Annotated in this window: 18 protein-coding genes and 1 other RNA gene; 3 read left to right on the plus strand and 16 right to left on the minus strand. The window is 73.4% G+C overall.

The window, feature by feature from the left end:
• Window positions 1-52: 52 nt before the first annotated feature.
• From ACZ7G3_RS07540 to ACZ7G3_RS07570, 7 genes are all read right to left on the minus strand, one after another.
• Complete coding sequence (locus ACZ7G3_RS07540) at window positions 53-1204, minus strand: uroporphyrinogen-III synthase (RefSeq protein WP_470923900.1); 1152 nt, start codon at window positions 1202-1204, stop codon at window positions 53-55.
• 104 nt (window positions 1205-1308) lie between these two features.
• Window positions 1309-2670, minus strand: a complete 1362-nt coding sequence (locus ACZ7G3_RS07545) for a nitrate/nitrite transporter (RefSeq protein WP_470923902.1) — start codon at window positions 2668-2670, stop codon at window positions 1309-1311.
• A gap of 260 nt (window positions 2671-2930) precedes the next feature.
• Window positions 2931-3638, minus strand: coding sequence for a hypothetical protein (locus tag ACZ7G3_RS07550; protein ID WP_470923903.1), 708 nt, complete (start codon window positions 3636-3638; stop codon window positions 2931-2933).
• Between the two features lie 106 nt (window positions 3639-3744).
• Window positions 3745-5142: an acyltransferase family protein gene (locus tag ACZ7G3_RS07555; RefSeq protein ID WP_470923904.1), complete on the minus strand. Its 1398-nt coding sequence runs from the start codon at window positions 5140-5142 to the stop codon at window positions 3745-3747.
• Window positions 5139-7337: a polysaccharide deacetylase family protein gene (locus ACZ7G3_RS07560; RefSeq protein WP_470923906.1), complete on the minus strand. Its 2199-nt coding sequence runs from the start codon at window positions 7335-7337 to the stop codon at window positions 5139-5141. Before ACZ7G3_RS07560 ends, ACZ7G3_RS07555 begins: the two co-directional genes overlap by 4 nt.
• Entirely contained in the window at window positions 7337-8308 is a 972-nt protein-coding gene (locus ACZ7G3_RS07565; RefSeq protein ID WP_470923908.1) for a hypothetical protein, read from the minus strand. Before ACZ7G3_RS07565 ends, ACZ7G3_RS07560 begins: the two co-directional genes overlap by 1 nt.
• Before the next feature lie 867 nt (window positions 8309-9175).
• Window positions 9176-10147, minus strand: coding sequence for a LysR family transcriptional regulator (locus tag ACZ7G3_RS07570; protein WP_470923910.1), 972 nt, complete (start codon window positions 10145-10147; stop codon window positions 9176-9178).
• Window positions 10148-10230: 83 nt separating this feature from the next.
• Between ACZ7G3_RS07570 and ACZ7G3_RS07575 the strand changes: the two genes are divergently transcribed.
• Window positions 10231-11583, plus strand: coding sequence for an MFS transporter (locus ACZ7G3_RS07575; RefSeq protein WP_470923911.1), 1353 nt, complete (start codon window positions 10231-10233; stop codon window positions 11581-11583).
• A gap of 47 nt (window positions 11584-11630) precedes the next feature.
• Here ACZ7G3_RS07575 and ssrA read toward each other — a convergent pair.
• The 5 genes from ssrA to ftsE form a co-directional block, all read right to left on the minus strand.
• Window positions 11631-12031: a transfer-messenger RNA gene (gene ssrA / locus ACZ7G3_RS07580) on the minus strand.
• A gap of 143 nt (window positions 12032-12174) precedes the next feature.
• Complete coding sequence (smpB, locus tag ACZ7G3_RS07585) at window positions 12175-12654, minus strand: SsrA-binding protein SmpB (protein ID WP_052841735.1); 480 nt, start codon at window positions 12652-12654, stop codon at window positions 12175-12177.
• Window positions 12655-12729: 75 nt separating this feature from the next.
• A complete protein-coding gene (locus ACZ7G3_RS07590; protein ID WP_470923913.1) occupies window positions 12730-13911 on the minus strand; it encodes a S41 family peptidase in 1182 nt (393 codons plus the stop codon).
• Between the two features lie 68 nt (window positions 13912-13979).
• Complete coding sequence (ftsX, locus tag ACZ7G3_RS07595; RefSeq protein ID WP_398135468.1) at window positions 13980-14897, minus strand: permease-like cell division protein FtsX; 918 nt, start codon at window positions 14895-14897, stop codon at window positions 13980-13982.
• A gap of 29 nt (window positions 14898-14926) precedes the next feature.
• Window positions 14927-15616: a cell division ATP-binding protein FtsE gene (ftsE, locus tag ACZ7G3_RS07600; RefSeq protein WP_053131878.1), complete on the minus strand. Its 690-nt coding sequence runs from the start codon at window positions 15614-15616 to the stop codon at window positions 14927-14929.
• Between the two features lie 253 nt (window positions 15617-15869).
• Here ftsE and ACZ7G3_RS07605 point away from each other — a divergent pair, with 253 nt between their 5' ends.
• A complete protein-coding gene (locus ACZ7G3_RS07605; RefSeq protein ID WP_426602332.1) occupies window positions 15870-16061 on the plus strand; it encodes a hypothetical protein in 192 nt (63 codons plus the stop codon).
• Between the two features lie 132 nt (window positions 16062-16193).
• Here the strand turns inward: ACZ7G3_RS07605 and ACZ7G3_RS07610 are convergent, their stop codons facing one another.
• The 4 genes from ACZ7G3_RS07610 to ACZ7G3_RS07625 form a co-directional block, all read right to left on the minus strand.
• Window positions 16194-16931, minus strand: coding sequence for an LPXTG cell wall anchor domain-containing protein (locus ACZ7G3_RS07610; RefSeq protein WP_470923916.1), 738 nt, complete (start codon window positions 16929-16931; stop codon window positions 16194-16196).
• A gap of 319 nt (window positions 16932-17250) precedes the next feature.
• Window positions 17251-18357, minus strand: coding sequence for a peptide chain release factor 2 (gene prfB, locus ACZ7G3_RS07615; protein ID WP_426601969.1), 1107 nt, complete (start codon window positions 18355-18357; stop codon window positions 17251-17253).
• Window positions 18358-18556: 199 nt separating this feature from the next.
• Window positions 18557-19801, minus strand: coding sequence for a serine/threonine-protein kinase (locus ACZ7G3_RS07620; RefSeq protein WP_426601968.1), 1245 nt, complete (start codon window positions 19799-19801; stop codon window positions 18557-18559).
• A 156-nt stretch (window positions 19802-19957) separates the two neighbouring features.
• Window positions 19958-21688, minus strand: coding sequence for a serine/threonine-protein kinase (locus tag ACZ7G3_RS07625; protein ID WP_470923918.1), 1731 nt, complete (start codon window positions 21686-21688; stop codon window positions 19958-19960).
• Window positions 21689-22139: 451 nt separating this feature from the next.
• Between ACZ7G3_RS07625 and ACZ7G3_RS07630 the strand changes: the two genes are divergently transcribed.
• Window positions 22140-25895 (plus strand): FHA domain-containing protein, encoded by a 3756-nt coding sequence (locus ACZ7G3_RS07630; protein ID WP_470923998.1) that lies wholly within the window; start codon window positions 22140-22142, stop codon window positions 25893-25895.
• The last annotated feature ends 196 nt before the right edge of the window (window positions 25896-26091 follow it).

A 26091-nucleotide genomic window follows, 5' to 3' on the forward strand; every position in this document is an offset into this window, starting at 1 on the left:
AGGCCCGCGTGTGCGCCCGCGCGCCCGGGCAGCGGATTTCCGGCGCCGCGGGTCAGCCGTCCGTGTACTTGGCGTCCGTGGCCGGGTCCAGGGCCAGGCGGTAGCCGCGTTTCACCACCGTCTGGATCAGCTTCGGCGCGCCGAGGGACGTACGCAGGCGGGCCATCGCCGTCTCGACGGCGTGTTCGTCGCGGCCGGTGCCCGGCAGGGCGCGCAGCAGCTCCGCGCGGGGGACGACCCAGCCCGGCCGCCGGGACAGGGCCCGCAGCAGGGACATCCCGGCGGGCGGCACCGCCCTGAGCTCCCCGTCGACGAGGACCGCGTGCCCGCGGATCTCCAGCCGGTGCCCGGCGACCGGCAGGGCGCGGGCGCGGGCCGGGAGTTCCCGGCACAGCAGCTGGACGAGGGGGCCGAGCCGGAAGCGCTCGGGCTGGACCGTGTCGACGCCGTGCGCCTGGAGCGGCACCGCGGTGACCGGGCCGACGACGGCCGCCAGCACGTCGTGCCCGAGGGCGGCGAGCAGCTCGGGCAGCATGCCGCGCTCCTCGGCGCGGGAGAGCAGGGACGCGGCGGCGGGCGCGCTGGTGAACGTCACGGCGTCCACGCCGCGCGAGACGGCCGCGTCCAGCAGCCGGTCCACGGGCCCGAGGTCCTCCGGCGGCAGCCACCGGTAGACGGGCACGCCCACCACCTCCGCGCCGCCCGCCCGCAGCGCCTCCACGAACCCGGGCAGCGGCTCACCGTGCAGCTGTACGGCGATCCGGCGGCCGTCGACGCCCTGCTCCAGCAGCCGGTCCAGCACCTCGGCCATCGACTCGGAGGCCGGCGACCACTCCTCCGTCAGCCCGGCGGCCCGGACCGCGCCCTTGACCTTGGGTCCGCGCGCGAGGAGCTCCACCGCGCGCAGCCGCGCCAGCAGGGCGTCGCCGAGTCCCCACCCGTCGGCGGCCTCGACCCACCCCCGGAAACCGATGGCGGTGGTGGCCACGACGACGTCCGGCGCCTGGTCGATCAGCTGCTTGGTCGCGGCCAGCAGCTCGCTGTCGTCGGCGAGCGGCACGATCCTGAGCGCCGGCGCGTGCAGGACGGCGGCACCGCGCCGCTGGAGCAGCGCGCCCAGCTCGTCGGCCCGGCGGGCGGCGGTCACGCCCACGGTGAATCCGGCGAGGGGTCCGTGGTCGGGTCGCCGCTGTTCGTCGTCCATCACTGTCGCCCCGATCGTCCCGGTCGTCGTACTTCCTGCACGGCGACCGAGCCTGTCAACGGTGCGTGACAGGCTCGGTTCCGCTTCATGTCACCAGTGTTACGTCATACCTCGGCGTAATTGGGACGCGCCTTCGTCCGCGCCGGGCCCGCCGGGCCGTCCGGCGTCCCCGCGGCCGGACGGCGAAGGTATACCGCCCATGTGACGGCGAAGCAGACGGCGTAGAAGGCGAGGAAGGCGACGAAGGCGCCGGTGCCCGAGCCGACGGAGAGGAAGGACTGCCGGAAGGCGAGGTTGATGGCGACGCCGCCGAGCGCGCCGACCGCGCCGATCAGCCCCATGGAGGCACCGGAGAGCCGCCGCCCGTACGCCACGGCCTCCTCCCCCGTCAGCCCCTCGGCGAGCGCCTTGCGCTGGAAGATGCCGGGGATCATCTTGAACGTCGAGCCGTTGCCGAGCCCGCTGAGCACGAACAGCACCACGAACACGGCGACGAACAGCCCGAGGGACTTCGCCATGCTGGCCGCGACGAGTACGGCGGTGGCGGCGGCCATCGCGACGAAGTTCCACAGCGTGATCCGCGCGCCGCCGTACCGGTCGGCGAGCCTGCCGCCCAGCGGCCGGATGAGGGAGCCGAGCAGTGGTCCGATGAAGGTCAGGTACGCCGCCTGCAGCGGGCTCCGCCCGAACTGGGTCTGCAGCACCTGACCGAAGGCGAAGCTGTACCCGATGAACGACCCGAACGTGCCGATGTAGAGCACGGCCATGATCCAGGTGTGGGCGTCCCGGGCGGCGTCCTTGGCGGCCCCGGTGTCGTTCTTCACGGAGGCGAGGTTGTCCATGAAGCGGGCGGCGAGGACGGCGGCGAGAAGGATCAGCGGGATGTAGACGCCGAGCAGCACCCGCGGCCCGCCGCCCGCCCCGATGATCGCGAGCGCGGCCAGCTGGATGACCGGCACGCCGATGTTCCCGCCCCCGGCGTTGAGGCCGAGCGCCCAGCCCTTCTTCCGGAGTGGGAAGAAGGCGTTGATGTTGGTCATGGAGGAGGCGAAGTTGCCGCCGCCGATGCCGGCCAGCAGCCCGACGAGGAGGAAGGTCGAGAAGGACGTCCCCGGTTCCATGACCAGGAAGGCCGCCGTGGTCGGCACGAGCAGCAGCCCGGCGGAGACGATCGTCCAGTTCCGCCCGCCGAAGACCGCGACGGCGAAGGTGTACGGCACCCGCACGACGGCCCCGACGAGCGTCACCACGGACGTCAGCAGGAACTTGTCGGCCGGCGTCAGCCCGTACTCCGGCCCCATGAAGAGCACCAGCACGGACCACAGCGTCCAGACCGAGAACCCGATGTGCTCGGAGAGGACGGAGAAGAACAGGTTCCGCCGGGCGACCCGCTCCCCCGTCTCCTTCCAGAAGGTCTCGTCCTCCGGATCCCAGTGCTGGATCCAGCGGCCGCCAGGGACAGTCATGACGCCTCCACGGTGCTCCACGGCTCGGTTGCACCGACGGTAGGGAGGACGCGTTTCGGGCCGGTGGGGCTGTGGATGACCGGAAGGGAACGTTGCTCTCACCCGGCCCCGGGGCGGGGTGAGAGGTCGTCGCCGTCGGCGCTGCGGGGGCTGGGACTGGGGCCGGGGCTGCCGGTGGGGTCCTGTCGGGGGTGGGGACGGGGACGGGCTGCCCGTGGCCGCCGGACGCGGCGTATCCGCCGGGCGCCGGACAGCCGTACTCACCGCGGGGCGCCGTCCTGCTTCCCTGGACTCTCCACGGTGAAGGGTCCGGTGGCGGGGGCGACACAGGGGGAGAGCTCCGTTTCCGCACCCGCCGCCAAGCCCTCCTCGCAGAGTCGGCCGCCGTTCTCGCGCAGGTCGAGGCGGAAGCGGGTGACCTTGCCGTCCTGCGCGAGGCCGTGGATGCGTTCGTCGATGTAGCCGAGGTCGTTCAGGGTCTTCCTGACCTTGGCGGGGGTGGGCTCCGGCACGGCCTGCAGCGCCTGGACGATGCGCTGTTCGTGCTGGACGCTCGCGCACCAGTCGCGGTCGTCCAGCTCCGCCTCGGGGCCTGCGGGAGCACCGGGCTCGATCGGGCCGGCCGGAGGTGTCCCGCCGGGAGCGAGGCTCTCCTCCCTCTCCCCCGCCGAGCCCGTCGGCCTCTTGTCGGCCGGGCCCGGCCCGGCCTCGGCCCCGGTTTCGGTCCGGCCGGTCGAGGAACAAGGCTGCGCGACCTTGCCGAGCATCGCCATGAACCCGGCCGGCCCGGGGCTCGACGTCGCGGCGTACTTCTCGGTGGCGGCGCCGGCGCCCGGCTTGGTCCGCGCCTCGCCCTCACTCGGCCTCTCGCTCCCGCAGCCGGCGAGCACCAGTACAGCGAGGGCGGTTGCCGTGAGGGCGCGCCGGGGGCGGGCAAGCGTGCTGAGGGAGGCGGAGGTCCGTGTCATGGACGCAGTCTCCGGCCGGTGCCGCGCGAGCCGCATGAGTGCGCGTACTCACTCGCGCACTCAGGGCTCACGGACCGTGCCCGCGGGGTGTTCCCCCTCCCGCTTGTCAGCCGCGGTGTGCCGCGCCGGCTGTGCCCCGCCTCCCGGTGGAGCGCTTCGTGCCGTTCGGCCACAGGCGTGGCCTGCGCTTCGCCGCCAGGTCCTCGACCCAGCCCACCGCGAGGACCATCAGGCCGATGAGCGGCCAGACGAGGGCCAGCATCCAGATCGTGTACGCGTCGGTGAGGGCGTTCATCGCGCGCTCGTTCTGCATGAACGGGAGCCGGTAGGCCAGGTCGATGATCGGGACCGTCGCCATGATCAGCAGGTTGTGCCACAGGTAGATGGTGACCGCGCGGTTGTTGGAGAGGGTGATCAGCTTGTCCCACTTCGCCAGCCGGCCGGGGAGTTCCTGCCACGACGGGGAGTACTGGAGCAGGATCACGACGAACCCGAACGACCAGGTGGCCTGGGCCAGCGGGATGTCGTTGAGGTCCCAGCCGTCGGGGCCCAGGTGGTTCGAGGCCCACCACAGGCCGAAGGCCATCACCAGGGACGCGCAGGAGACGGAGATGTACCGCGGGATCTGCTTCAGCAGGCCCTCGTGGTGGGCGAAGCCCAGGACCCAGCAGCCGCCGTAGACCGCGAAGTCGGTGATCGCGAGGCCCGTCTCGCCGGGGATCTTCACCAGGTCCGTGCCGACGACAGCCGTCAGGGCGAGCGGTGCGAGCAGCGTCGGCCAGGGGGCCTTGCGGAACAGCCAGAGCAGCAGCGGGGAGGCGATGACGAACCACAGGTAGGCGCGCAGGTACCAGAGCGGCCCCGCGGCCTGCACCGCCCAGGTGTCCTCCAGCAGGCCGGACGGGGAGCCGACGTGCCAGGGGTAGGGCGGGGCGCCGATCGGGACGATGTAGTTGAACAGCTCGATCAGGCCCCAGGCGCCGCCCTCCGGGTCCTCCGTGGGGTTCCAGCCGTTCACGAACATCATCGTCAGCACGACCGCGGCGAACGCCCACATCGGCGGCAGGAGACGGCGCACGCGCCCGCGGATCACGCCCATCGCCGGGCGCTTGAGCGAACGCGCCATCAGGGAGCCCGCCAGCGCGAACATCACGCCCATCGACGGGAACAGCACCGTCAGCCAGGCCCAGCCGAAGATGTGGTACACCACGACTCGGACCAGGGCGATGGAGCGCAGCAGGTCGAGGTAGCGGTCGCGGCCGGGCTTCTTGGCGGCCGGGGCGGCGGCCCCGGCCGCGGAGTCGGCCCAGGGCTCGGCTCCGGTCCCGGGCTCGGCTCCGGTCCCGGGCGCGGCTCCGGTCCCGGGCGCGGGTTCCGTCGTGCGCTGCTGCGGGACGGTGTACGGCATCCCCGCGGCGCCGTTCGGGTTCCCCGCGTACGGGGAGCCGTACGGGCCGGCCGGCTCCGGGTTCGTACCCGTACCGGTCGTGTATCCGTGGGTCATGCCACGGGCCTCCGATCATCGCTGCTCTGCGAACGCTGCTGCGGCACGGAGCCGGCGGGCGCCCCGACCACGCCGGTGCGCCGGAGCTTCTGCCAGCGCAGGCGGCCGCCGGTGAGCGCGGTGATCCAGGACTGGAGCAGCACCACGTACATGAGCTGGCGGTAGAGGATCTGCTGCAGCGGCAGCGAGATCAGGTGGGTCATGCGTTCGCGGTCGAGGCGGAAGGCGAAGGCCGCGCAGACCGCCTGGATGGCGAGGACGCCCAGCCACGCCATGATCGTCTTCTGGGTGGGGCCGAAGACGAGGCCGTAGAGCAGGAAGACGTCGATCAACGGGGCCAGCAGCGGGGCCACGATCATGAACAGGGAGACGAAGGGCAGGCCGACGCGGCCGAAGCGGCCCGAGGGGCCCTTGTCGATCACCGCGCGGCGGTGCTTCCAGATGGCCTGCATGGTGCCGTAGGACCAGCGGTAGCGCTGGGACCACAGCTGCTGGACGGTCTCCGGCGCCTCGGTCCAGGCGCGGGCGTTCTCGGCGTAGACCACGCGCCAGCCGGCACGGTGCAGCGCCATGGTGACGTCGGTGTCCTCGGCGAGGGTGTCGTCGCTCATGCCGCCGATCGGGGCCAGGGCCGAGCGCCGGAAGGCGCCCACGGCACCGGGGATGGTCGGCATGCAGCCGAGGATGTCGTACATCCGGCGGTCCAGGTTGAAGCCCATCACGTACTCGATGTGCTGCCAGGCGCCGATCAGGCTGTCCTTGTTGCCGACCTTCGCGTTGCCGGCCACGGCGCCGACCTTCGGGTCGCCGAAGGGCTGGACGAGTTCGCGGACGGTGGAGGGTTCGAAGACGGTGTCGCCGTCCATCATCACGACGATGTCGTGACTGGCGTTGGCGAGGCCCCGGTTGAGCGCGGCCGGCTTGCCCGCGTTGAGCTGGCGGATCACCCGGACGCCCGGCAGGCCCATGGCCTCGACGATCCGGGCGGTGCCGTCGGTGGAACCGTCGTCGATGACGATGACCTCGACCGGGTGGTCGCTGGACATCAGGGAGAGGACGGTGTTCTCGATGCACTTGGCCTCGTTGTACGCCGGGACCAGCACCGTCACCGGTTCGGTCACCGGCGGGCCCCAGCTGAAGCCCTTGCGGCGGACCCGGCGGGCGTGGAAGCCGGAGAGGAGCAGCATCAGCACGAAACGGCCGATGACCAGCGTGCCGATGACCGCCAGACCCACCACCAGGCCGTCGGTGATCTTCTCCGAGGCCTGGACGAGGAAGATCCAGGCCTTGCCCTTCCAGAGTTCGGCACCGGTCACCGGGGTCATCGCGCTGGGCGCGTCCAGGGCCTCGGTGAGGTTGTCGAACTCGTAGCCCTTCTTCTGCAGGTCGGGCAGGAACCTGTCCAGCGCCGCGACGGTCTGGCTGCGGTCACCGCCCGAGTCGTGCATCAGGACGATGGCGCCCTTGCCGTCCTTGGGCGTGGCACGGCGGATGATCTCGTCGACGCCGGGCCGCTGCCAGTCCTCGCTGTCGGTGTTGTTGACGACGGTGATGTAGCCGCGGCTGCCGATGTACTCGGTGACGGGCCAGGACTTGTTGTCCATGGCGTCGGCGAAGGAGGAGTACGGCGGGCGGAAGAGCGAGGTGCGGATCCCGGCCGCGCCGGTGATCGCCAGCTGGTTCTGCGACAGCTCCCAGTCGATGCGCTTCTTGGACTGGAAGGAGAGGTCGGGGTGGTTGAACGTGTGCAGGCCGACCTCGTGGCCCTCGTCGACCATGCGCTTGACGAGGTCGGGGTAGCGGGAGGCCATGGTGCCGGTGACGAAGAAGACCCCGTGCGCGTCGTGCTTCTTCAGCACGTCCAGCACCCTCGGCGTCCAGGTCGGGTCCGGGCCGTCGTCGAACGTGAGGACCAGGCGGTGGTCGGGCACGCTCAGGCTCTCGGTGCGGCCGCCGCGGGCGTCGATGACCGGGCCGCCCTCGAGGATCTTCTCCGGCACCTGGTCGGTGGCGGCGGGCGGCTGGACGCGGTGGTCGGCGAGGATCTCGCTGTGCACGTATCCGCGCAGCATGAGCATCGCCGCCAGGGCGACCAGGACGAGCAGCGGAAGCAGCAGGCGCAGGGGCAGGCGGCGGCGCCGGGAGCCCTCACGGGCGCTGCGCGCGGCCCCTTGACGGCGGGTGCGGGATGCCATCAGAGGGTGTTCTCCGGGGACAGGGAAGCGGACGTGGGGGTGTGGTCCGGACCGGCGACGGTGACGACGCGCCGGTCGGCGGGTCCGGCGGCGGAGAGGGGACCACTCGCGCCGTTGACGGTCGTACCGTCGTCGCCGGGGCCGGTGCCCGTGGTGGGGTCCGGGGGCTGGGTCGGGTCGACCGGGGTCTCGCCGCCGTCCGTCGGCGTCGACGGGTCCGCGGTGCCGGGGGGCGGCACCTGCGTCGACTGCGTCGGGTCCGGGTCGGGGTCCGGGGCGGTCGTGCCGCCGCCCGGCGTCGTGTCGCCCTCGGTCGCCGAGGGCTCGGGGCCGGCGCTGGTGCCGGGCTCCAGCGCGGTGCCGGACGCGCCGGGCGCGGGGCCGTCGGCACCCGGTGCCGGCGTCGTGCCGGCACCGGCAGAAGCGTCGGTCCGCGGGGCGGCGCTGCCCGTGCCGGAGGGCTGCGCCGACTGCGAGGGCAGCGGGGTGGTGTCGACCTGGCCGGCCGGCTTGTCCTTCTGCTGGCCCTCCACGGGCAGCCACGGCGCGTTGGAGTTGCCGGACAGCAGCGTGGAGACGATGACGACGGCGTAGATCGCGCAGGCGACGCCGACGGCGATGCCGAGACGGCGGTACAGGCGGCTGCGGCGTCCCGACGCGTCGACGAAGACCGGCCCGTCGGAGCTCTCCGGGCCGCCCTCGCGGTCCGCTACGTCGACCCTGCGGATCACGCCGTCGGTGAGCTGGACGGCGTCGAGCTGGACCGTCACCTCATGCGGGTCGTGGGTGAGGCCGCCCGCGCCGGCGCCGGCGTCGAGGACGGCGTCCGGGGTGTCCTGCCAGGGGTCGCGGAGGACGGAGGTGGCGGGGCCGGGCTCGGTCGTGGGGAAGGCACGGGTCGGGGCGGCCGGGGCGGCCTGGAAGGACTGAGTGGCCGGAGTCGCCGGAGTCGCCGGAGTGGCCGGAGTCACCGGAGTCGCCGGAGTGGTCGGAGTGGTCGGAGTGGCCGAGGGGAGGATGTCCGTCTTGTCGGCGTCCGGGCCGGTTCCGTTCTGGCCGGTTCCGGTCGCGGCGGTCCCGGCCGGATTCGTACCCGGCGGATTCTTACCGGCCGGGTTCGTCCCGCCCCAGGTTATCCGTCCCGGGATCACCGGTTCGCGGCCTCGGTCCCGGCCCGGGCGTTCTCCGCCCACCGGGGTTCCGCCCACCGGGGTTCCGCCCACCGGGTTGCCGTCTATTCGCTGCCGGACTATTCGGGGACCGGGAATCCCCGTCCCGGCGGCGCCGGCGTTCGTCAAGGGGTCGAGAAGCCGGGTCTCGGTGGCGTCCGGCGACGGCTGGGCTGCGGCGTCACGCGCGCTGTCCGGTCCGGCGGCGCCCGAGCTCCCGAACCACCCTGCATCGGAACCGACGGACCCCGCGGACCCGGCGGACCCTGCGGACCCGGCGGACCCGGCGGACCCCGCGGAGTCACCAGAGTCGCCGGACGGCGTGGGCCGAGGGGGCCGGGCGGACCGGGAGGACGACGCTCCGGTCGTCGGGGGCTGCCCGGTCACCGGGAAGTCCCTGGTCGCCGGAAACACCTCGGTGACGTCAGCATCCTGTTTCGCCTCTGGGAGATCACGCATTCCGGACACGGCCTCGGACCCCTCCGGTTGGGCGTTTTTTTGCCATTTCTTCACGCGCACGCACTCCCCCCACGGGACACTTCCGGGTGCGCGTACGACTCCGAGCACCTGTCGGCCGAACCGACCCCCACCAGGTCCGGGCGCCCCCTGTACCACACCGTGCTCAGGCGAAGAATGTAGCGCACGCGGAGGATACGTGGTTGCCGCGTGTCAGTTGTGAACGGACATCAAGGCGGCGTCGGCTGCCGGAATCCATCCTCCCCCCGGTCTGCGAAGCCAGCCGTTTTCGGCCGCAACCTGGGACGCCGCCCGGCGCAGCACGTCGAACGCGGGGTGCACCAGCCCCTTTCGCCAGACCAGCGAGACCGGCGACAGCGGTACGGGGTCGACGAGCGGGCGCACCACGGTCGACCCGATGGCCGGAAAGCCCACCACGGCGAGGATCGGGGTGCGCGCCTTGTCCATGATCCGCTGGAACTCCTCCTCCCCGACGGCCAGCGGAGCGGGTGCCGCCACCTCGATGCCGCGCCCCTCGAACAGGCGGTGCGCCAGGTCCGTCCACTCCGGCGTCCGCGGATTGCCGGCCCCGGCGTACACGGTCTCGCCCTCCAGCGCGGCGAGCGGCACCTCCGTCAGCCGGGCCAGCCGGTGGTCTGCGGGCAGCAGCACCGCCATGGGCTCGTAGCGGACCGGCTGGTGACCGAGGCCCGCCCGCAGCGCCGGGGCGAGGCCGGCGAACCGGCCGAACGACGCGTCGACGCGGCCCGCGAGCAGTTCGGCGGCGGCGCCCGTCAGCCCGCTCTCGTAACGCGCCATCAGCTCCTGCTCGGGCGCCAGCTCGCGGGCCCGTTCCAGGACCAGGCGGCCGGTGACGAGTCCCGGGGAGTTGAGATCGACCAGCAGCGGGCGGGCCTGCCCGAAGGCGGCCAGGAGGTCGTCCTGCGCCTGGAGGGCGCGGCGGGCGTACGGCAGCAGCCGCTCGCCGTCGGCCGTCAGGGTCACCTGCCGGGTGGTCCGGACGAACAGCTCGGCGCCCAGCTCCCGTTCCAGGCGCCGCACGTCCCTGCTGAGCGCCTGCTGGGCGACGTACAGGCGGGCGGCGGCGCGGGTGAAGTGCAGCTCGTCGGCGACGGTGACGAAGGCGCGCAGGAGGCGGGGGTCGAGGTGGGCGGGTGTGGGCATCCGGCGAATTTACAACGGGGGTGCGTGAATGAGTACGGAGAAGGTGTTGGACCCCTCGATCGCCCCCGGGCGACGGTGAGGGCATGCCGCAACCGGCCTACGAACGCCCGTCCCCGCAGTCCACCTTCCTCGCCGTCACCGCCGACACCCTCGTCACCGCCGACTTCCGCCCGCGCACCCGGCGTCGGCCGCCCGGCCCGTACCGGCGGCTCCTCGCCATACCCGGCGCCCGGGCGTTCACGGTCGGGAACCTCATGGCGCGGCTGCCCATGGGCATGTTCAGCGTGAGCGCGGTCGTGATGATCGCGGACACCCGTGGTTCGTACGCCCTCGCAGGTGCCGTCACCGCGACGGGGCTGGCGGCCACGGCGCTGGTCGCCCCGTGGACCGCCCGGCTCGTGGACCGGCACGGCCAGGCCCGGGTGGCCGTGCCCGCCACCCTGGTCGCCGCGCTGGGCTCGCTCGCCCTGCTGCTGTGCGTGCGGTACGACGCGCCCGCCTGGACGCTGTTCGCCGCGTACGCCGCCACCGCGACGACGCCCAACACCGGCGGCATGGCCCGCGCCCGCTGGGCCTACCTGCTGAAGGACGGCGAGGGCGGCAGGGGCGACGGTGACGGTGACGGTGACGGGAGCGACGCCGACGCCCTGCACACGGCGAACTCCTTCGAACAGGCCGCGGACGAGCTGTGCTTCATGCTCGGCCCGGTTCTCGCGGCCTTCCTGTGCACGGCGTTGTTCCCGGAAGCGGGCACGCTCGTCGGGGTGGTGCTGCTGGTGAGCGGCATGCTGCTCTTCACCGCCCAGCGTTCGACCGAGCCGCCGGCCCGGCCGCGCCCGACGGCGAAGGCGCCCTTCCGCGTCCCGGGCGTCCCGCCGCTGCTGGTCGTGTGCCTGGCGATGGGCGGGGTGTTCGGGGCCATGGAGGTCGTCACGATCGCGTTCGCGGACGCACAGGGACATCGTGCGGCGGTCGGTGTGGTCCTCGCGCTGCAGGCGGCCGGCTCCTGCGCGGCGGGTCTGCTGTACGGCGCGATGAAGCCGGCCGGGCCGGCCGAGCACCGCCTGCCGTGGTGTGTCGCGGCGATGACGGCACTGCTGACGCTGCCGCTGCTCGCGGCGTCCCTCACCGGCTCCCTGCCGCTGCTGGCGCTGACGCTGCTCGCCGCCGGGATGGCGACGGCCCCGACGATGGTCACCACCATGACGCTGGTCCAGCACCGCACACCGGAGGGCCGCCTGAACGAGGGCATGACCCTCGCGGTGACCGGTCTGCTCGGCGGCATCGCCTGCGGCAGTGCGGCGGGCGGCTGGACGGTGGAGCACGCCTCCCCCACGGCCGCCTACGGCGTACCGGTCACGGCGGCCGCGGTGGCCCTGCTGCTCGCCCTGGCCCTGGCCCCGGCCCGGGGCTCGGCGGGACGGCCGCGGACATGACGAAGGCCCCGCCGCTCAGCGCGGCGGGGCCTTCGCCCACATGGGAACTGTGGAGATGGCGGGAATCGAACCCGCGTCCAACGGTGCGGAACCAGGGCTTCTCCGTGTGCAGTCCGCTTCGATTTTCTCAGCCCCGGAGATCACGCGGACAAGTCTCCGACGGGCTCAGTCACTGTTTGGTTTCCCTCTTCACCCCGTGACCGGGATCAAGGTTTAGTCCCCTAGCTGATGCCAGGATCCGGGTCGGGAACAGCCCCGGGCTGACACTCCCTTTAGTAGGAGGCTCGCTCTGCTACCTGAGATCAGGCAGCGAGGGCGAAGGCCTGCTGGGAGGAATCGCGCTTGGTGTTGGCGATTATTTTTTTCGGCCTGTGGTTTACGAGATCATGGCCGCTTCCTCGACACGCTTCCCCTGCTTCGACATCCGCTGTCGAAACCGATCATCCCCATGTTGATTTTTCAATCGTCGCACCCGCCTGGGGTGCGTTCACCATCGTACGTGACCAACGCACGCCGGTGCCAGCCTATTCCCCGGGGGCAGGTCCGGAGGCGGGCCCGGAGGTCAGGGCCCGGACGTGGGGCCCCGGGGGGTCAGGCCCGCTGCTTGCGCCGGATCGCCGAGATCGTCCGCTCCGCCTCACGCCGGTCCTGCTTCTCCCTGAGCGTCTGGCGCTTGTCGTACTCCTTCTTGCCGCGCGCCAGCGCGATCTCGACCTTGGCCCGGCCGTCCTTGAAGTACAGCGCCAGGGGCACGATCGTGTGACCGGTCTCCTGTGACTTCGACTCGAGCTTGTCGATCTCCACGCGGTGCAGCAGGAGCTTCCGCTTGCGGCGGGCGCTGTGGTTGGTCCAGGTGCCCTGGCTGTACTCCGGCACGTGCACGTTGTGCAGCCACGCCTCGTGCCCGTCCAGCTGCACGAAGCCGTCGGCCAGCGATGCCCGCCCCTGGCGCAGCGACTTCACCTCGGTGCCGGACAGGACCAGGCCGGCCTCGTACGTGTCGAGGATCTGGTAGTCGTGCCGCGCCTTCTTGTTCTGCGCGATCAGCTTGCGCCCTTTTTCCTTAGCCATAGTGCAGCCCATTTTGGCACTACGGAGGGGGTCCGCGGGAAGCCGATTAACGGAGGGTGATCCTGCCACCCGGTCCTACCGCCCCACGCCGCTCAGCACGGTCCGCGCCCGGTCCAGGGCGGCCGGGTCCGCCGGGTCGATCTCCAGGTCGGGCGTGATGCCGGTGCCGTCGACGCCGCGGCCCGAGGGGGTGCGGTAGTGCCCGACGGTCAGCTCGGCCACCGAGCCGCCGGGCAGCCGGCTCGGCATCTGCACCGAGCCCTTGCCGAAGGTGCGGGAGCCCAGGACGACCGCCCGTCCGCGGTCCTGGAGGGCTCCGGTGAGGAGTTCGGCCGCGCTCATCGTGCCGCCGTCGACGAGCGCGACCAGGGGTCTGGTGGTGTCGCCGCCGGGTTCGGCGTGCAGGGCCCGCTGGTCGCCGTCCACGTCGTACGTGGCGACCAGGCCGCCGTCCAAGAAGGCGGAGGCGGCGGTGACGGCCTCGGCGACCAGGCCGCCGGAGTTGCCGCGCAGGTCGAGGACGACGCCGGTACCGGACGGCAGCCGCCGCACGGCGCCGCGCACCTGTTCGCCGGCGCCCTTGGTGAACGAGACGACCTTGACGACGGTGACGCCGTCGGCGAGCGTGCGCACGGTCACGGAGTCCGTGGACAGCCGCGCCCGGCGGACGGTCTCGGTCCACGCGCGCGTGCCGCGTTCCAGGCCGAGCCGGACGGTGCTGCCGGCGGGCTCGTCCTCGGCGTCGCCGCGCAGTATGGAGACGACCTCGGTGACGGGGCGCCCGTCGACCCGCTCCCCGTCGACGCTGCGCAGCCGGTCGCCCTCGCGGATCCCGGCGTCGGCGGCGGGCGAGCCGGAGCGCACCCGGGTCACCTCGATGCGTCCGTCGCGCTCGCGGCGCGCGGAGAGCCCGACGCCGGTGTACCGGCCGTCGAGGGCGTCCTCCAACTCCTCGTACTCGCCCGGGGAGTAGACGGCTCCCCAACGGTCCCCGCTGCGGCTGACGGCGCGTTCGGCGGCCTCCACGGGGGACTTGCCGTCGGCCATGGCGTCGGCCGCCGCCCGCGCGACGTCCTCGTGCCGGCCGTGCTGGCCGACGGGGACGGCCGGAGGGGCCGTGCCCGGCGCGGACTCCCGGTCGGCCCCGGGGAACGAGCCGGTGGCCGCGCCGGCGACGAGCACGCTCGCGAACACCAAGGTCAGGGCGGCCCCGTGGCGTGTGCGACGGGGCTGACAGAACCGGTCACGACCTGACATGCCGGTGAGTCTAGGACAACGCGTAAGGGCCGCACGGTCACTCGCCCGTGCGGCCCTCTTGGCATGTGTCACACCTTCAGATACTTGCGCAACGCGAAGAACGCGGCCAACGCGGGCATCAGCAGGCTCGTGGCCAGGATGAGCGGCAGCTTCGTCAGCAGGGCGTCCCAGCCGATGAAGTCGATCAGCGCCAGCTTGTCGGCCAGGGCGAGTCCGTGGTCGATGATGAAGTACCGCGCGGTCACCAGGAAGCCGCAGGCGACCACGCCGCCGATGAGGCCGGCGACCGCCGCCTCCATGATGAACGGCGCCTGGATGTAGAAGCCCGACGCGCCGACCAGCCGCATGATGCCGGTCTCACGCCGCCGGCTGAACGCCGAGACGCGCACCGTGTTGACGATCAGCATCAGCGCGACGACCAGCATGAGCGCCATCACCGCGCGCGCCGCCCAGTTCATGCCGTTGAGGAGTTCGAAGAGGTTGTCCAGGGTCGCACGCTGGTCCGCCACGGACTGCACGCCGTCCCGCCCGTCGAAGGCGGTCGCGATGACCTGGTACTTCTCCGGGTCCTTCAGCTTGATCCGGTACGACTCCTGCATCTGGTCCGGCGTGAGGGAGCTGGCCAGCGGCGAGTCGCCGAACTCGTCCTTGTAGTGCTTGTACGCCTCGTCCTGCGACTCGTACGTCACCTTGTCCACGACCGACAGCTCTTCGAGGTCGGCGAGGATCTGCTTCTTCTGGTCCTCGGTCACCGCGCCCTTGGCACAGGCGGGGTCGGACTTCGCGTCGCTCTTGTTGCAGAGGTAGACCGTGACGTTGACCTTGTCGTACCAGTAGCCCTTCATGGTGTTGACCTGGTCGCTCATCAGCAGCGAACCGCCGAACAGGGCCAGGGACAGCGCGACGGAGACGATGACGGCGAAGGTCATCGTCAGATTGCGGCGAAGACCGACACCGATCTCCGAGAGCACGAACTGGGCGCGCATGGCGTCTCGTTAAGCCTTTCCGTTCCTCGTCAGTGCTGGTAGCCGTAGACGCCGCGCGCCTGGTCGCGGACGAGACGGCCCTTCTCCAGCTCGATGACGCGCTTGCGCATCTGGTCCACGATGTTCTGGTCGTGGGTCGCCATGATCACGGTGGTGCCCGTCCGGTTGATGCGGTCGAGCAGCTTCATGATGCCGACGGAGGTCTGCGGGTCGAGGTTGCCGGTGGGCTCGTCGGCGATCAGCAGCTTGGGCCGGTTGACGAAGGCACGCGCGATGGCGACGCGCTGCTGCTCACCGCCGGACAGCTCGCCCGGCCTGCGGTCCTCCTTGCCGCCGAGCCCGACGAGGTCGAGCACCTGCGGCACGGACTTGCGGATCTCACCGCGGGACTTGCCGATGACCTCCTGCGCGAAGGCGACGTTCTCGCCGACCGTCTTGTTCGGCAGCAGGCGGAAGTCCTGGAACACCGTCCCCAGCTGGCGCCGCATCTGCGGCACCTTCCAGTTGGACAGGCGTGCGAGGTCCTTGCCCAGAACGTGCACCTGTCCGTGGCTGCACCGCTCCTCGCGGAGGACCAGCCGCAGGAAGGTGGACTTTCCGGAGCCGGAGGACCCCACGAGGAAGACGAACTCGCCCTTCTCGACCTCCAGGGAGACATCCCTGAGGGCTGGGTGGTTCTGTTTGGGGTAGACCTTGGAGACGTTGTCGAATCGGATCACGGATGCACCACGGGTCGCCGGGGGTAGATGTGCGTGACCATACGCGAAGCGGGGAGCGGACCGCAGTCACCGGTCGGGGTTGCGCATCAGTTGCGCGTTTTGTCCTCGCCCGGTCCGGCGGCCGGGCCCGTGTCCCGGTCCTGCCCGGGGGAGGGCGCGCGGTGCCCCACGGAACCTGGCACAGTGGAAGGGGGAACGTTCGCGCCGGTGCGGGCGTTGTCCTGACGGAGCCGGTGGCAAGGAGGGCGAGCGCATGACGTACGACCGGTTGGTGTGCGCGAACTGCGCGGCGCCCGTGAGTGAGGGCAGGTGCCCGGTGTGCCGGGCGAACCGCGAGCGGCTGCAGCAGGGGAACTTCTTCGCGGGGCTGAACCCGATGACGCTGGTCGCGCTGCTGGCGGTGCTGATCGCGGCGGTGGCCCTGCTGGCCCACCAGACCGTCTGACACCCGCACGGGGCCCGCAGGGGCTCCCGGACACGGGCTCAGACGCAGACGCAGACGGCGGAAGGGGCCCGGAGCATGGCGTGCTCCGGGCCCCTTCGCACGCGTAAGCGGTGCGTACGCGGGCGGCTACCGTCAGGCGGCAGCGCCGCCGCGGCCGTTCATCAGACGCGGCAGGAAGCGGAAGCCGATGCCGCCGGCGATCATCGTGGCGGCGCCGACCAGCAGGAACGTGGTCTGCGCGGCGCCGGTCTCGGCGAGCTCCTCACCACTGCCCTGGGCGGTGGTGTCGGAGACCTGGGCCGCCTCACCGGTGTCGGTCAGGGCCGAGGAACCCTGGTTCTGGGTGACGCTGTTGTTGCTGCCACCACCGGCGGGAGTGGTACCGGTGTCGCTGTCGTCGTCACCGTCGGTGCCGGGCCGGTCGGTGTCACCGCCGCCGGTACCCGGCTGGTCGGTGTCGCCACCGCCAGTGCCCGGCTGGTCGGTGTCACCGCCGCCGGTACCCGGCTGGTCGGTGTCGCCACCGCCAGTGCCGGGCTGGTCGGTGTCGCCACCGCCGGTACCCGGCTGGTCGGTGTCGCCACCGCCAGTGCCGGGCTGGTCGGTGTCGCCACCGCCGGTACCCGGCTGGTCGGTGTCACCGCCGCCAGTGCCGGGCTGGTCGGTGTCGCCACCGCCGGTACCCGGCTGGTCGGTGTCACCATCGCCGCCGGTGTCGCCGTCACCCGGCTCCGGGCACAGGCCGATCTCACAGATCGGGTCGTCGCTGGTGTCGGCCTGCGCGACGCCCGTCACCATCAGCGACGCACCCGCGGCGACCACGGCGCCGGCTGCAATGCGTGCGACGCGGATCCGCGTCTTCTTCATCATGTGTGTGCTACCCCCAGTAGCTGATCGTCAGAGAGGCCGCGCTCGGGGCCGTGATCGACGGAGGTAGCTGTGCGCTGATGCCCCCCGGTTCACATGCGCCCCAGGAATACGCATGCCGCGCCTCACCCTTACGAATGTTCAAAGCGGCGTCAAGGCCATTGCGTACGCGATGTCCAGGTAAGGGATGTATGCCGGACACAATGGGTGTGAGTGTGATGTAAAACCCAGACATCACCGGCGGATTCGGCTAAGACAAAAGGCAACCGCCGCCGGGAGGGCGGCAGTTGCCTTGTCGACAAAACGCTGTTTCGGCTTCGCGTTACTTTTCCTGCTGCTTGCGCCAGCGAATGCCGGCCTCCAGGAAACCGTCGATCTCGCCGTTGAACACGGACTCGGGGTTGCCCACTTCGTGCTCCGTGCGCAGGTCCTTGACCATCTGGTACGGGTGCAGCACGTACGAACGCATCTGGTTGCCCCAGGAGTTGCCGCCGTCCCCCTTGAGGGCGTCCATCTTGGCCTGCTCCTCCTGGCGGCGCCGCTCCAGGAGCTTGGCCTGGAGGACGTTCATGGCGGTGGCCTTGTTCTGGATCTGCGAGCGCTCGTTCTGGCAGGAGACCACGATGCCGGTGGGGAGGTGGGTGAGCCGCACCGCGGAGTCGGTGGTGTTGACGCCCTGGCCGCCGGGCCCGGACGAGCGGTACACGTCCACCCGCAGCTCGGACTCGTCGATCTCGATGTGGTCGGTCTGCTCGACCACGGGGAGGATCTCGACGCCCGCGAAGGAGGTCTGGCGGCGCCCCTGGTTGTCGAACGGCGAGATGCGCACCAGGCGGTGCGTGCCCTGCTCGACGGAGAGCGTGCCGTAGGCGTACGGCGCCTGCACGGCGAAGGTCGTCGACTTGATGCCGGCCTCCTCCGCGTACGACGTCTCGTAGACCTCGGTCTTGTAGCCGCGCTGCTCGGCCCAGCGCAGGTACATGCGCTGGAGCTTCTCGGCGAAGTCGGCGGCGTCCACGCCACCGGCCTCGGCGCGGATGTTGACGAGCGCCTCACGGGCGTCGTACTCGCCCGAGAGCAGCGTGCGGACCTCCATCTCGTCCAGCGCCTTCTTCACGGCCGTGAGCTCGGACTCGGCCTCGGCGCGGGTGTCCGGGTCGTCCTCCTCCTCGGCCATCTCGAAGAGCACGGCGAGATCGTCGATCCGGCCGCGCAGGGCCTCGGCCTTCCGCACCTCGGCCTGGAGGTGCGAGAGCTTGCTGGTGATCTTCTGCGCCGCCTCCGGGTCGTCCCACAGGGAGGGCGCGGCCGCCTGCTCCTCGAGCACGGCGATGTCTGCCCTCAGCCTGTCGAGGTCCAGGACGGCCTCGATCGACTCCATGGTCGAGGAGAGGGACTTCAGCTCTTCGGATACATCGACGACTGCCACGCATCCAGCGTAACGGCTCCGCCCACCGGCCTTCGCCGGGTCGGTACGGGTCGGTACGCGTCGGCAGTGGAGCGGCGTGCCCTGCGTCACGCCGGACGGCGCCGTGCGCGCGGGGAAGCCGGTGCCGTATTGACGGGGAAGCCGGTGCCGGATTCACGGGGAAGCCGGTGCCGGGTTCACGGGGAAGCCGGTGCCGGGTTCAGGGCGAGGCGGGTGCCGAGTTCCGCGTGTCCTGGGGTCCCGCGCCGCCGTCGTCACCGCTCGTGGCCAGCCACGTACCGACGCCGATCGCCGCCACCAGGGCGACCGCGCCCGCCCCGACGGCCAGCCGGCGGCGCCGCGCGGTGGCGCGGTTGCGGGCCGAGCCGGGGCGCGGGGCACCGGACGCGCGCGGGGCGCGGGCGGTGCCGCGGGCACCGCCGGCCAGCTCGTCGGGGGCCGGTACGCGCATGGAGGTGTGCGTGTCCCGGTTGGAGTCGGCCGGCTTCGGCCCCGGCACCAGCGGCACCGCTCCCCGGCGCCGTACCGGCCCCCCGGCGGGCGCGGGGGACGCCTCGGGCTCCTCGGGCGCGTCCTCCTCCTGCTCCGTGCCGGGCTCGTCCACGTCCAGCGGGCCCATGCCGGCCAGCATCGGCAGCAGCTCCCGCAGCCGGGCGCCCAGCTCGGAGGCGCGCAGCCGGGAGGCCGGCGCCTTGGCGAGGCACTGCACGAGCAACTGCCACAGTTCGTCCGGGATGCCGGGGAGGGGGACGACCGTCTCGGTCACATGGCGGCGCAGTACCGCGCCTGGGTGGCCGCCGCCGAACGGTGTGAAGCCGGCGAGCAGCTCGTACAGCACCGTGGCCAGCGCGTAGATGTCCACCGCCGCGCGCGGCGGCAGGCCCTCGACGATCTCGGGGGCCAGGTAGTCCGGCGTGCCGATGATCTTCGTGGCGCGGGTGCGCCGCGGGGTGTCGATGAGCTTGGCCACCCCGAAGTCCGTCAGCAGGGCCGGGTGCGAGCCGCCGGGGCCGAGTGGGCCCCGCATGTCGAGCAGCACGTTCTCGGGCTTGACGTCGCGGTGCACGACCCCGGCGGCGTGCGCGGCGGCCAGGCCGTCGGCGACGTCGGCGACGATGGCCACCGCGGCCTCGGGCGCCAGGCGCCGCTCCCGGTCGAGGCGGGTGCGCAGATCCGTCCCGCGGATCAGGTCCATGACCAGAGCGAGGTCGTTGCCGTCGACCACCAGGTCGCGCACGGAGACGACGTGCGGATGCTCCAGGCCGAGCAGGGCGGTGCGCTCCTGCACGAAGCGCGAGACGAGTTCCTGGTCCGACGCCAGGTCCTCGCGCAGCAGCTTGATCGCGACGGGCCCCTCGGGACCGTCGCCCAGCCACACCGTGCCGGCACTGCCCCGCCCGAGGATCTGGTGGGCGGTGTACCGGCTGCCGATCTTCCGTGCCAAGACTGCTCCTACCGACGCGTGTTGCGCTTTAAAGTACGCGTCCGGGGAGCCGACCTTCACAGGGGAGGCCGAAATCACCCGCTGGGTGTCGACAAATCTCCGGACTCGCCGTCGGGGGCCGTCCCGGAACCGGGCGGAGCGCGGTGCGCCGGCGGCTCAGTTGCCGGTCGAGGACCCGCCGCCCGAGCCGCTGTCGCCGCCCAGTTCCCCGATCCAGTCGGTCGCGGTGGTGAACCAGTCGCTGAGCTGCTCCCAGTAGCCCTTGCCCGTGCCGATCCAGTCCTGCAGCGGGCTCAGCTCCCAGATCAGCCAGCCGGCCACGAACAGGATGACGATCGTGACCAGGCATCCCTTGAGGCAGCCGAGCCCGGGGATGCGCATGGGGTTGGCGCTGCGCTGCCGCGGCGGCCGGGGCTCACGCCGGGGCGGCTGAGGCTCGGGCGCGGGCGGCGGGGCGTAGCGCTGCGGCTGGGGCCTGGGCGGCTGCTGGGGCTGCTGGGGCTGCGGAGTGGCGTACCGCTGGGGCTGTTGTTGCTGCTGCTGGTAGCCGTAGCCGGGCTGCTGGGGCGGCGGGCCCTGCGGGGCCTGGCGGGGCGGCTGCTGCGGGCGGGAGACCTGCCGCTGGGGGCGGCGGCGCAGCGGGTCCTCGTTCGGGTCGAGGTACTGGACCTGCGTCTGCTCGTTGCGGTCGCGGGCGGCGCGCAGCTGGTTCTGCCACGGGTGCGGGTCCTCGGGCCCACCGGGCTGCCCCTGTCCCGGTCCGCCCGGCTGCCCCGGCGGCACCGGGGGCATGACGGCGGTCGGGTCGGCCGCGCCGCGGTTCGGGAGTACGGCGGTGGGGTCGGCGGCGCCCGCCGGGTTGCCGGTCTGCGGCAGGACGCTGGTGGCGCCGTTCGGGTCGTGGGCGCCGGGCGGGTTCTGCGGCAGGACCTGCGTCGGGTCGGCGGCGCCGGGGGCGCCCGGGACCTGCGCGGGCGCCGGGTCGGGCGCGAGCAGCGCGCCCACGTTCTCGGCGGCGCCGATCTGCGCGCTGTTCGCGTGCACGCCGATGCCCTCGGCGACGACGCGCAGGCCGCGGGCGAGGTTCTCCGCGCTGGGGCGCTCGTCGGGGTTCTTGCGCAGGCAGCGCTCGATGACCGTCCACAGCGGGTCGGGGACGGTCGAGGGGCGGCGCGGTTCGGCGCTCAGGTGCTGGTGCAGTACCTCCAGGGCGGAGCCCCCGCCGAACGGGGGCCGGCCGGTGACCAGCTCGTACAGCAGGATGCCGGCGCCGTAGACGTCGACGGCGGAGGTCTGCGGGCGGCCCTCGGCGGACTCCGGCGCCACGTACGCGGGCGTGCCGACGAACTCGTGGGTGCGGGTGAGGCCGGGCGAGTCGGCGAGGCGGGCGATGCCGAAGTCGGTGAGCATCGGGTGCATCTCGCCGCCGTCCTGCTTCAGCAGCACGTTGGCCGGCTTCAGGTCGCGGTGGACGACGCCGTCCGCGTGGCTGGCGCCGAGGGCGTCGGCGATCTGCGCGGTGAGCAGGGCGGCGGCAACCGGGGTGAGCGGCCCGTTCTCGCGCAGGTAGCGGTGCAGGTCCGGACCGTCGACGAGGTCCATGACGAGCGCCAGCAGCTCACCCTCGACGACCAGGTCGCGGACCCGGACGATGTTGGGGTGGGTCAGCCGCAGCAGGACGGAGCGCTCCCGCAGGAAGCGCATCACGATGTCGGGGTCGCTCGCGAGCTCCTCCTTGAGGACCTTGATCGCGACGGTCTCGCCGGGCTGCCCGGCCACGGCCGCCTCGGCGCCCGCGGTCTCCCGCTGGCGGGCGCGCCAGACGGTGCCCGTGGCACCGCGACCGAGGGGCTCCTCGAGGAGGTACTTGCTGCCTACCGGCCGCACGTCATGCGCTCCCTGTTGCTCGCTGACTTTTCCGCCCCACTGTAGTGCCGCACCGCGGGCACCGGGCTGTCGTCGTCCTGTGGTTCCCATTGGTCCGCCGGTGCGCCTTACGTTCCGCTTCCTGTTCCTGCGCACGTTCCGCTTCCGGCGGGTTCGGGGGGAAGACGCGCGACCCGGTCCGTTGGTTGCCGGGCCCGGACGTGACCGATCTCAAGCGGACGCCGTTCGATCACCGTCGTGACACCTGTCAGGCATTTTTGCGGGCAGAGCCGACCAATCAAGATCATTTGACGGCGGGCGACGGGCGCGTTGTCGGTGGCAGGTGCGAGGATGCGTGCAGTACTGGCCGACGTGCTCGTGTGGCGGTGGGGGAAGTCCGCGGTGGGGGACCGCGGTGAACAACTTCTGTCCCCGGCGCGCGGGTGCCCGCGCGAAGGGACCGCTGACGGCGATGCAGATCCGGCTGACCGTCGTAGACCCGCTGGGCCCGCATGCTTCGGTGGGGGGCCGCGCCGCGAGCTGCGACGTGCTGGTCACCGCGCCGGCCGGCACGGCCCTGGCCGCGGTCGCCTCCGCGCTGGCCGCGGCGCTCCCCGGCGGTGAGGCTCCGGGCTCCGGCCAGGTGGTGCTCCACGCCGGCGCGCAGCGGCTCGACGCCCAGCGCAGCACCCTGGGCGAGCCCCCGCTGACCGACGGCGCCGTGCTCTTCCTGGGCGCCCCGGGCGAGCCCGACCCGCACGCCGAACCGGCCGACGTCCCGGCCCAGCTCCACGTCGTCGCCGGCCCCGACGCGGGCGGCGTCCACCTGCTGCACGGCGGCCAGGTCCGGCTCGGCCGCTCCGCCGACGCCGACGTCGCGCTCGACGACCCGGACGTCTCCAGGACGCACTGCGCCGTGACCGTCGCCTCCGACGGCCGCGTCTCGGTCGCCGACCTCGGCTCCACCAACGGCACCACCCTGGACGGCGCCCGCGTGGGCAGCCGTCCGGTCCGCTTCGCGCCGGGGTCGCTGCTGCGGATCGGCGAGTCGGCCCTGCGGCTCGTGCCGGTCCCCCGAGGGGCGGTGGCCCGGGTGGCGACGACACCGGACGGGGAGGGGCACGTACGGCTGTCCGGTGCGGTGGCGCCCCCGTCGCCGGGCGCCGGGAAGGCCGTCGCCGGGGACGAGGTGGCGCACGCGCGCGTGGCCGACGGCGCGGAGGACCGCGCCGGCACGGGCGGTGCCCCGGGCCGTCCCGCACGCGCGAGCGGTCTTACGGACGGCACCGGCCGCCCGGCACGGGGAGCGGACGGTGCCCGGCAGACGGAGCGGACGGAACGGACGGCCGGGGAGGCGGACGGCTCCCCGCGCGGGTCCGGCACCGGGACCGGCGGAGCCGGGCCCGCGGACCCGAACCGCCCGGCCGGGCTCACACACCACGCCCACGGCACCGGCGCGACCCGGCCCGGCCCGCACCAGGTCCCCGGACAGGGCAGCGCACCGCGCATCGAGAGCCACGGCACGGGCCCCACGGCGGGCGTCCCCCGGCCGGCCCCGGCCGGAGACGCGACGCACGGCGGCGCTTCCGGCGCGACCACCTACGGCGCGGGGACGTACGGAGCGGGCACACCGGACACCGGCGCGTATGCGGCGGACTCCCACGGACGGGACGCCCACGGACGTGGCGCCTTCGAAGCGGCCCCCTTCGGTGCCTTCGGTGAGGCCTCCGGTCCTCCCGGCGCCCCCGGCCCGGACGGCGGCACCAGGCGCAAGGGCACGCCCCTGCGCGGCACCGACGTACCCCCGGGCGTGCGCAGGCGCGGCGGCCTCGGCGCGTGGGCGCGACGGCTGGCCGGAGGCCGCGGCGGCCCGCAGGACACCGCCGGGTCCGGTACGTACGCGTACGACGAGGAGCCCGCCGGTCCGGCACCGACGGCCCCGGCCGGCACCTCCCGCGCGCCGGAGACCTGGCCGGACCCCGCCTCGTTGCTGCTGACGGCGCTCGGACCGGGGCCGCGGCTGTGGGAGCGCGGCCCGGGCCACCCGGAGGCGCTCACCGTGCGGCTCGGTACGGCCGACCGGGTGGCGCCCGGCGGCGACGTCCCGCTGCCCGCGGTCCCGGTGACCGCCGGACTGCGCGAGGTCGGGGCGCTCGGGCTGGCCGGGCCGCGCGCGCGGCTCGCCGGGCTGGCCCGCTCGGTGCTCGCCCAGCTCGCCGCCCTGCACTCCGCGGACGTCCTGGAGATCGTCCTGATCAGCGCGGACCGCTCCCGGCCGCTCGCCGAGCGGGTCGCCGAGTGGTCGTGGCTGGGCTGGCTGCCGCAGCTGCGCCCGGGACACGGCCAGGACTGCCGCCTGCTGCTCGCCTACGACCGCGAGCAGGCCACGGCCCGCGCGGGCGAACTCCTGCGCCGCCTGGAGGACCACCTGACGGACACCCGGACCGGAGCACGGCGGCCGGCCCCCGCCGGCACGATCCCGGCCCAGCCGACGGCTCCCGCGCAGGACGCGCGGCAGGACGTACGACAGGACGCACGGCAGGACCCACGACAGGCGGCCGCGGCCACGGCAGGTACCCGGCAGCCCTCCTGGGCGCGGGCCGACGACGGGACCGACCCGGCCGGCGGCTTCGCCGGGCCGTACACCGTGGTCGTCGTGGACGGGGACCCCGGCGGTTCCGACGTGCGCGAGGCGGTGGCGCGGCTGGCCCTGGAGGGCCCGCGGGCCGGCATCCACGTCCTGTGCCTCGCCGAGACGGCCGCCGCCTCCCCGACGTCCCCGGTGACGGAGACGTACGAGGCCGCCTGCGCGGTGACGTCGGTGTTCCGGGAGTGCGGTGCCGTGGCGCTGCTCAGCGGCGACGTGGCGACGGCCCTGCGCCTGCTGCGCGTCGCGCGCACCGGCGCCTCCCGGGGCGCTCCGGACGCCTCCGCCGGCCCGGTCGGACACGGCACCCTCGGCACGGTCGACGCCGTCTCCCTCGCCTGGGCCGAGCGGTTCGCGCGCGCCCTGGCCCCGCTGCGCACCGACGGCGCGGTCGGTGACCGGCACGCACGCGTGTCCGCGCCGCTGCCCCAGGCGGCCCGGCTCCTCGACGAGCTGGGCCTCGCCCGGGCCACCCCGGCCTCCCTGATGGCCCGGTGGGCCGACGCCGCCGACGACACGGAGGTCCCCGGCGGACGCGCTCAGGCCGTGCTGGGCGCCGGACCTCGCGGTCCGGTCACGGCCGACCTCGCCGCCGAGGGACCGCACCTGCTGATCGAGGGGCCGCCCGGCAGCGGCCGCACCGAGCTGCTGCGGGCGCTCGTCGCCTCGCTCGCCTCCGCCGAACGCCCCGACCGCCTCGGCATCGTCCTGATGGACGGCCGGGACAGCGTGGGCTCGGGCGGCGGCGGGCACGGGGAGGGGCTGCGCGTCTGTACGGACGTACCGCACGTCACCACCCACCTCACCGCCAACGACCCCGTTCGCATGCGGGAGTTCGCGCAGTCCCTGAGCGCCGAGCTGAAGCGGCGCGCCGAGCTGCTCGGGCGGGCGGACTTCACCGAGTGGCACACCGGGCGCGAGGTGTCGGGCCGGATGGTCGCCCAGCGCACGGCTGCGGGCGCGCCCGGCCCCGCGGCGATATCCGATGCCGGGGACGTCGAGTCACCTCCCAGCTCCACGCTGCGGCTGCGACCGGGCGCGGCCCGGCGCCGGGCGGGGGCGGCGCCGCCGCTCCCCCGCCTCATCGTGGTCGTGGACGACCTCGACGCCCTGGTCACTCCCCCGCTCGGCTCCCCCGGACGGCCCGCGGCGGGGTCGGTGATGCGGGCGCTGGAAGCGGTCGCGCGGGAAGGTGAGCGGCTGGGCGTGCACCTGGTGGCCGCCACCGCGCCCGGCGGCCGTACGGCCCAGACGGAACCCGCGCTCCGCGCCACCCTGCGCGTCACCCTCGACGCTCCGTCGCCCGGCCCGGACGAACCGATGCCGGGGCGTGGCCGGCTGGCCGGCCCGGACGGACGGGCCGTGCTGTTCCAGGGCGGCCGGGTCACGGGCCGCATCCCGCGCACGGCGACCCTGCGCCCCACGGTGGTCCCCCTGGAGTGGCACCGCATGGGCGACCCGCCCGCCCAGCGGCCCGTGCGCGAGCTGGGGAACGGGCCGACGGACCTGGCGTTGCTGGCCAGCGCGTTGGAGCGGGCGGCGCGGCAGGTCGCTGCGGCGGAGGTGCCGTCCCTGCTGTGACCGAGGCGTCCCACGATCTCGACGACGCCGCCCACGAGGCCCGGGCGCAGCGAGCCCTCGGGCACGCTCTGCCAGGCGGCGCGGGCAGGCCCGACGAGACCGCGGACGACCGCCGGCGTGCCGCGGGGCGCTCCACAGCCTCGGCGGCCGGCCCTCCGGGTGACGTCCGTGCTCCGCGGCCACGGCACGACCGCCG

The sequence above is a fragment of the Streptomyces sp. NPDC037271 genome, assembly GCF_055603605.1.

Coding starts and splice junctions, on each gene's coding strand:
- ftsX (WP_398135468.1), bottom strand. CDS start 14,897: ATGCGCGCCCAGTTCGTGCTCTCGGAGATCGGTGTCGGTCTTCGCCGC.
- ACZ7G3_RS07570 (WP_470923910.1), bottom strand. CDS start 10,147: ATGCCCACACCCGCCCACCTCGACCCCCGCCTCCTGCGCGCCTTCGTC.
- ACZ7G3_RS07605 (WP_426602332.1), top strand. CDS start 15,870: ATGACGTACGACCGGTTGGTGTGCGCGAACTGCGCGGCGCCCGTGAGT.
- ACZ7G3_RS07545 (WP_470923902.1), bottom strand. CDS start 2,670: ATGACTGTCCCTGGCGGCCGCTGGATCCAGCACTGGGATCCGGAGGAC.
- ACZ7G3_RS07630 (WP_470923998.1), top strand. CDS start 22,140: ATGCAGATCCGGCTGACCGTCGTAGACCCGCTGGGCCCGCATGCTTCG.
- ACZ7G3_RS07590 (WP_470923913.1), bottom strand. CDS start 13,911: ATGTCAGGTCGTGACCGGTTCTGTCAGCCCCGTCGCACACGCCACGGG.
- ACZ7G3_RS07540 (WP_470923900.1), bottom strand. CDS start 1,204: ATGGACGACGAACAGCGGCGACCCGACCACGGACCCCTCGCCGGATTC.
- ACZ7G3_RS07560 (WP_470923906.1), bottom strand. CDS start 7,337: ATGGCATCCCGCACCCGCCGTCAAGGGGCCGCGCGCAGCGCCCGTGAG.
- smpB (WP_052841735.1), bottom strand. CDS start 12,654: ATGGCTAAGGAAAAAGGGCGCAAGCTGATCGCGCAGAACAAGAAGGCG.
- ACZ7G3_RS07610 (WP_470923916.1), bottom strand. CDS start 16,931: ATGATGAAGAAGACGCGGATCCGCGTCGCACGCATTGCAGCCGGCGCC.
- ACZ7G3_RS07575 (WP_470923911.1), top strand. CDS start 10,231: ATGCCGCAACCGGCCTACGAACGCCCGTCCCCGCAGTCCACCTTCCTC.
- ACZ7G3_RS07555 (WP_470923904.1), bottom strand. CDS start 5,142: ATGACCCACGGATACACGACCGGTACGGGTACGAACCCGGAGCCGGCC.
- ACZ7G3_RS07550 (WP_470923903.1), bottom strand. CDS start 3,638: ATGACACGGACCTCCGCCTCCCTCAGCACGCTTGCCCGCCCCCGGCGC.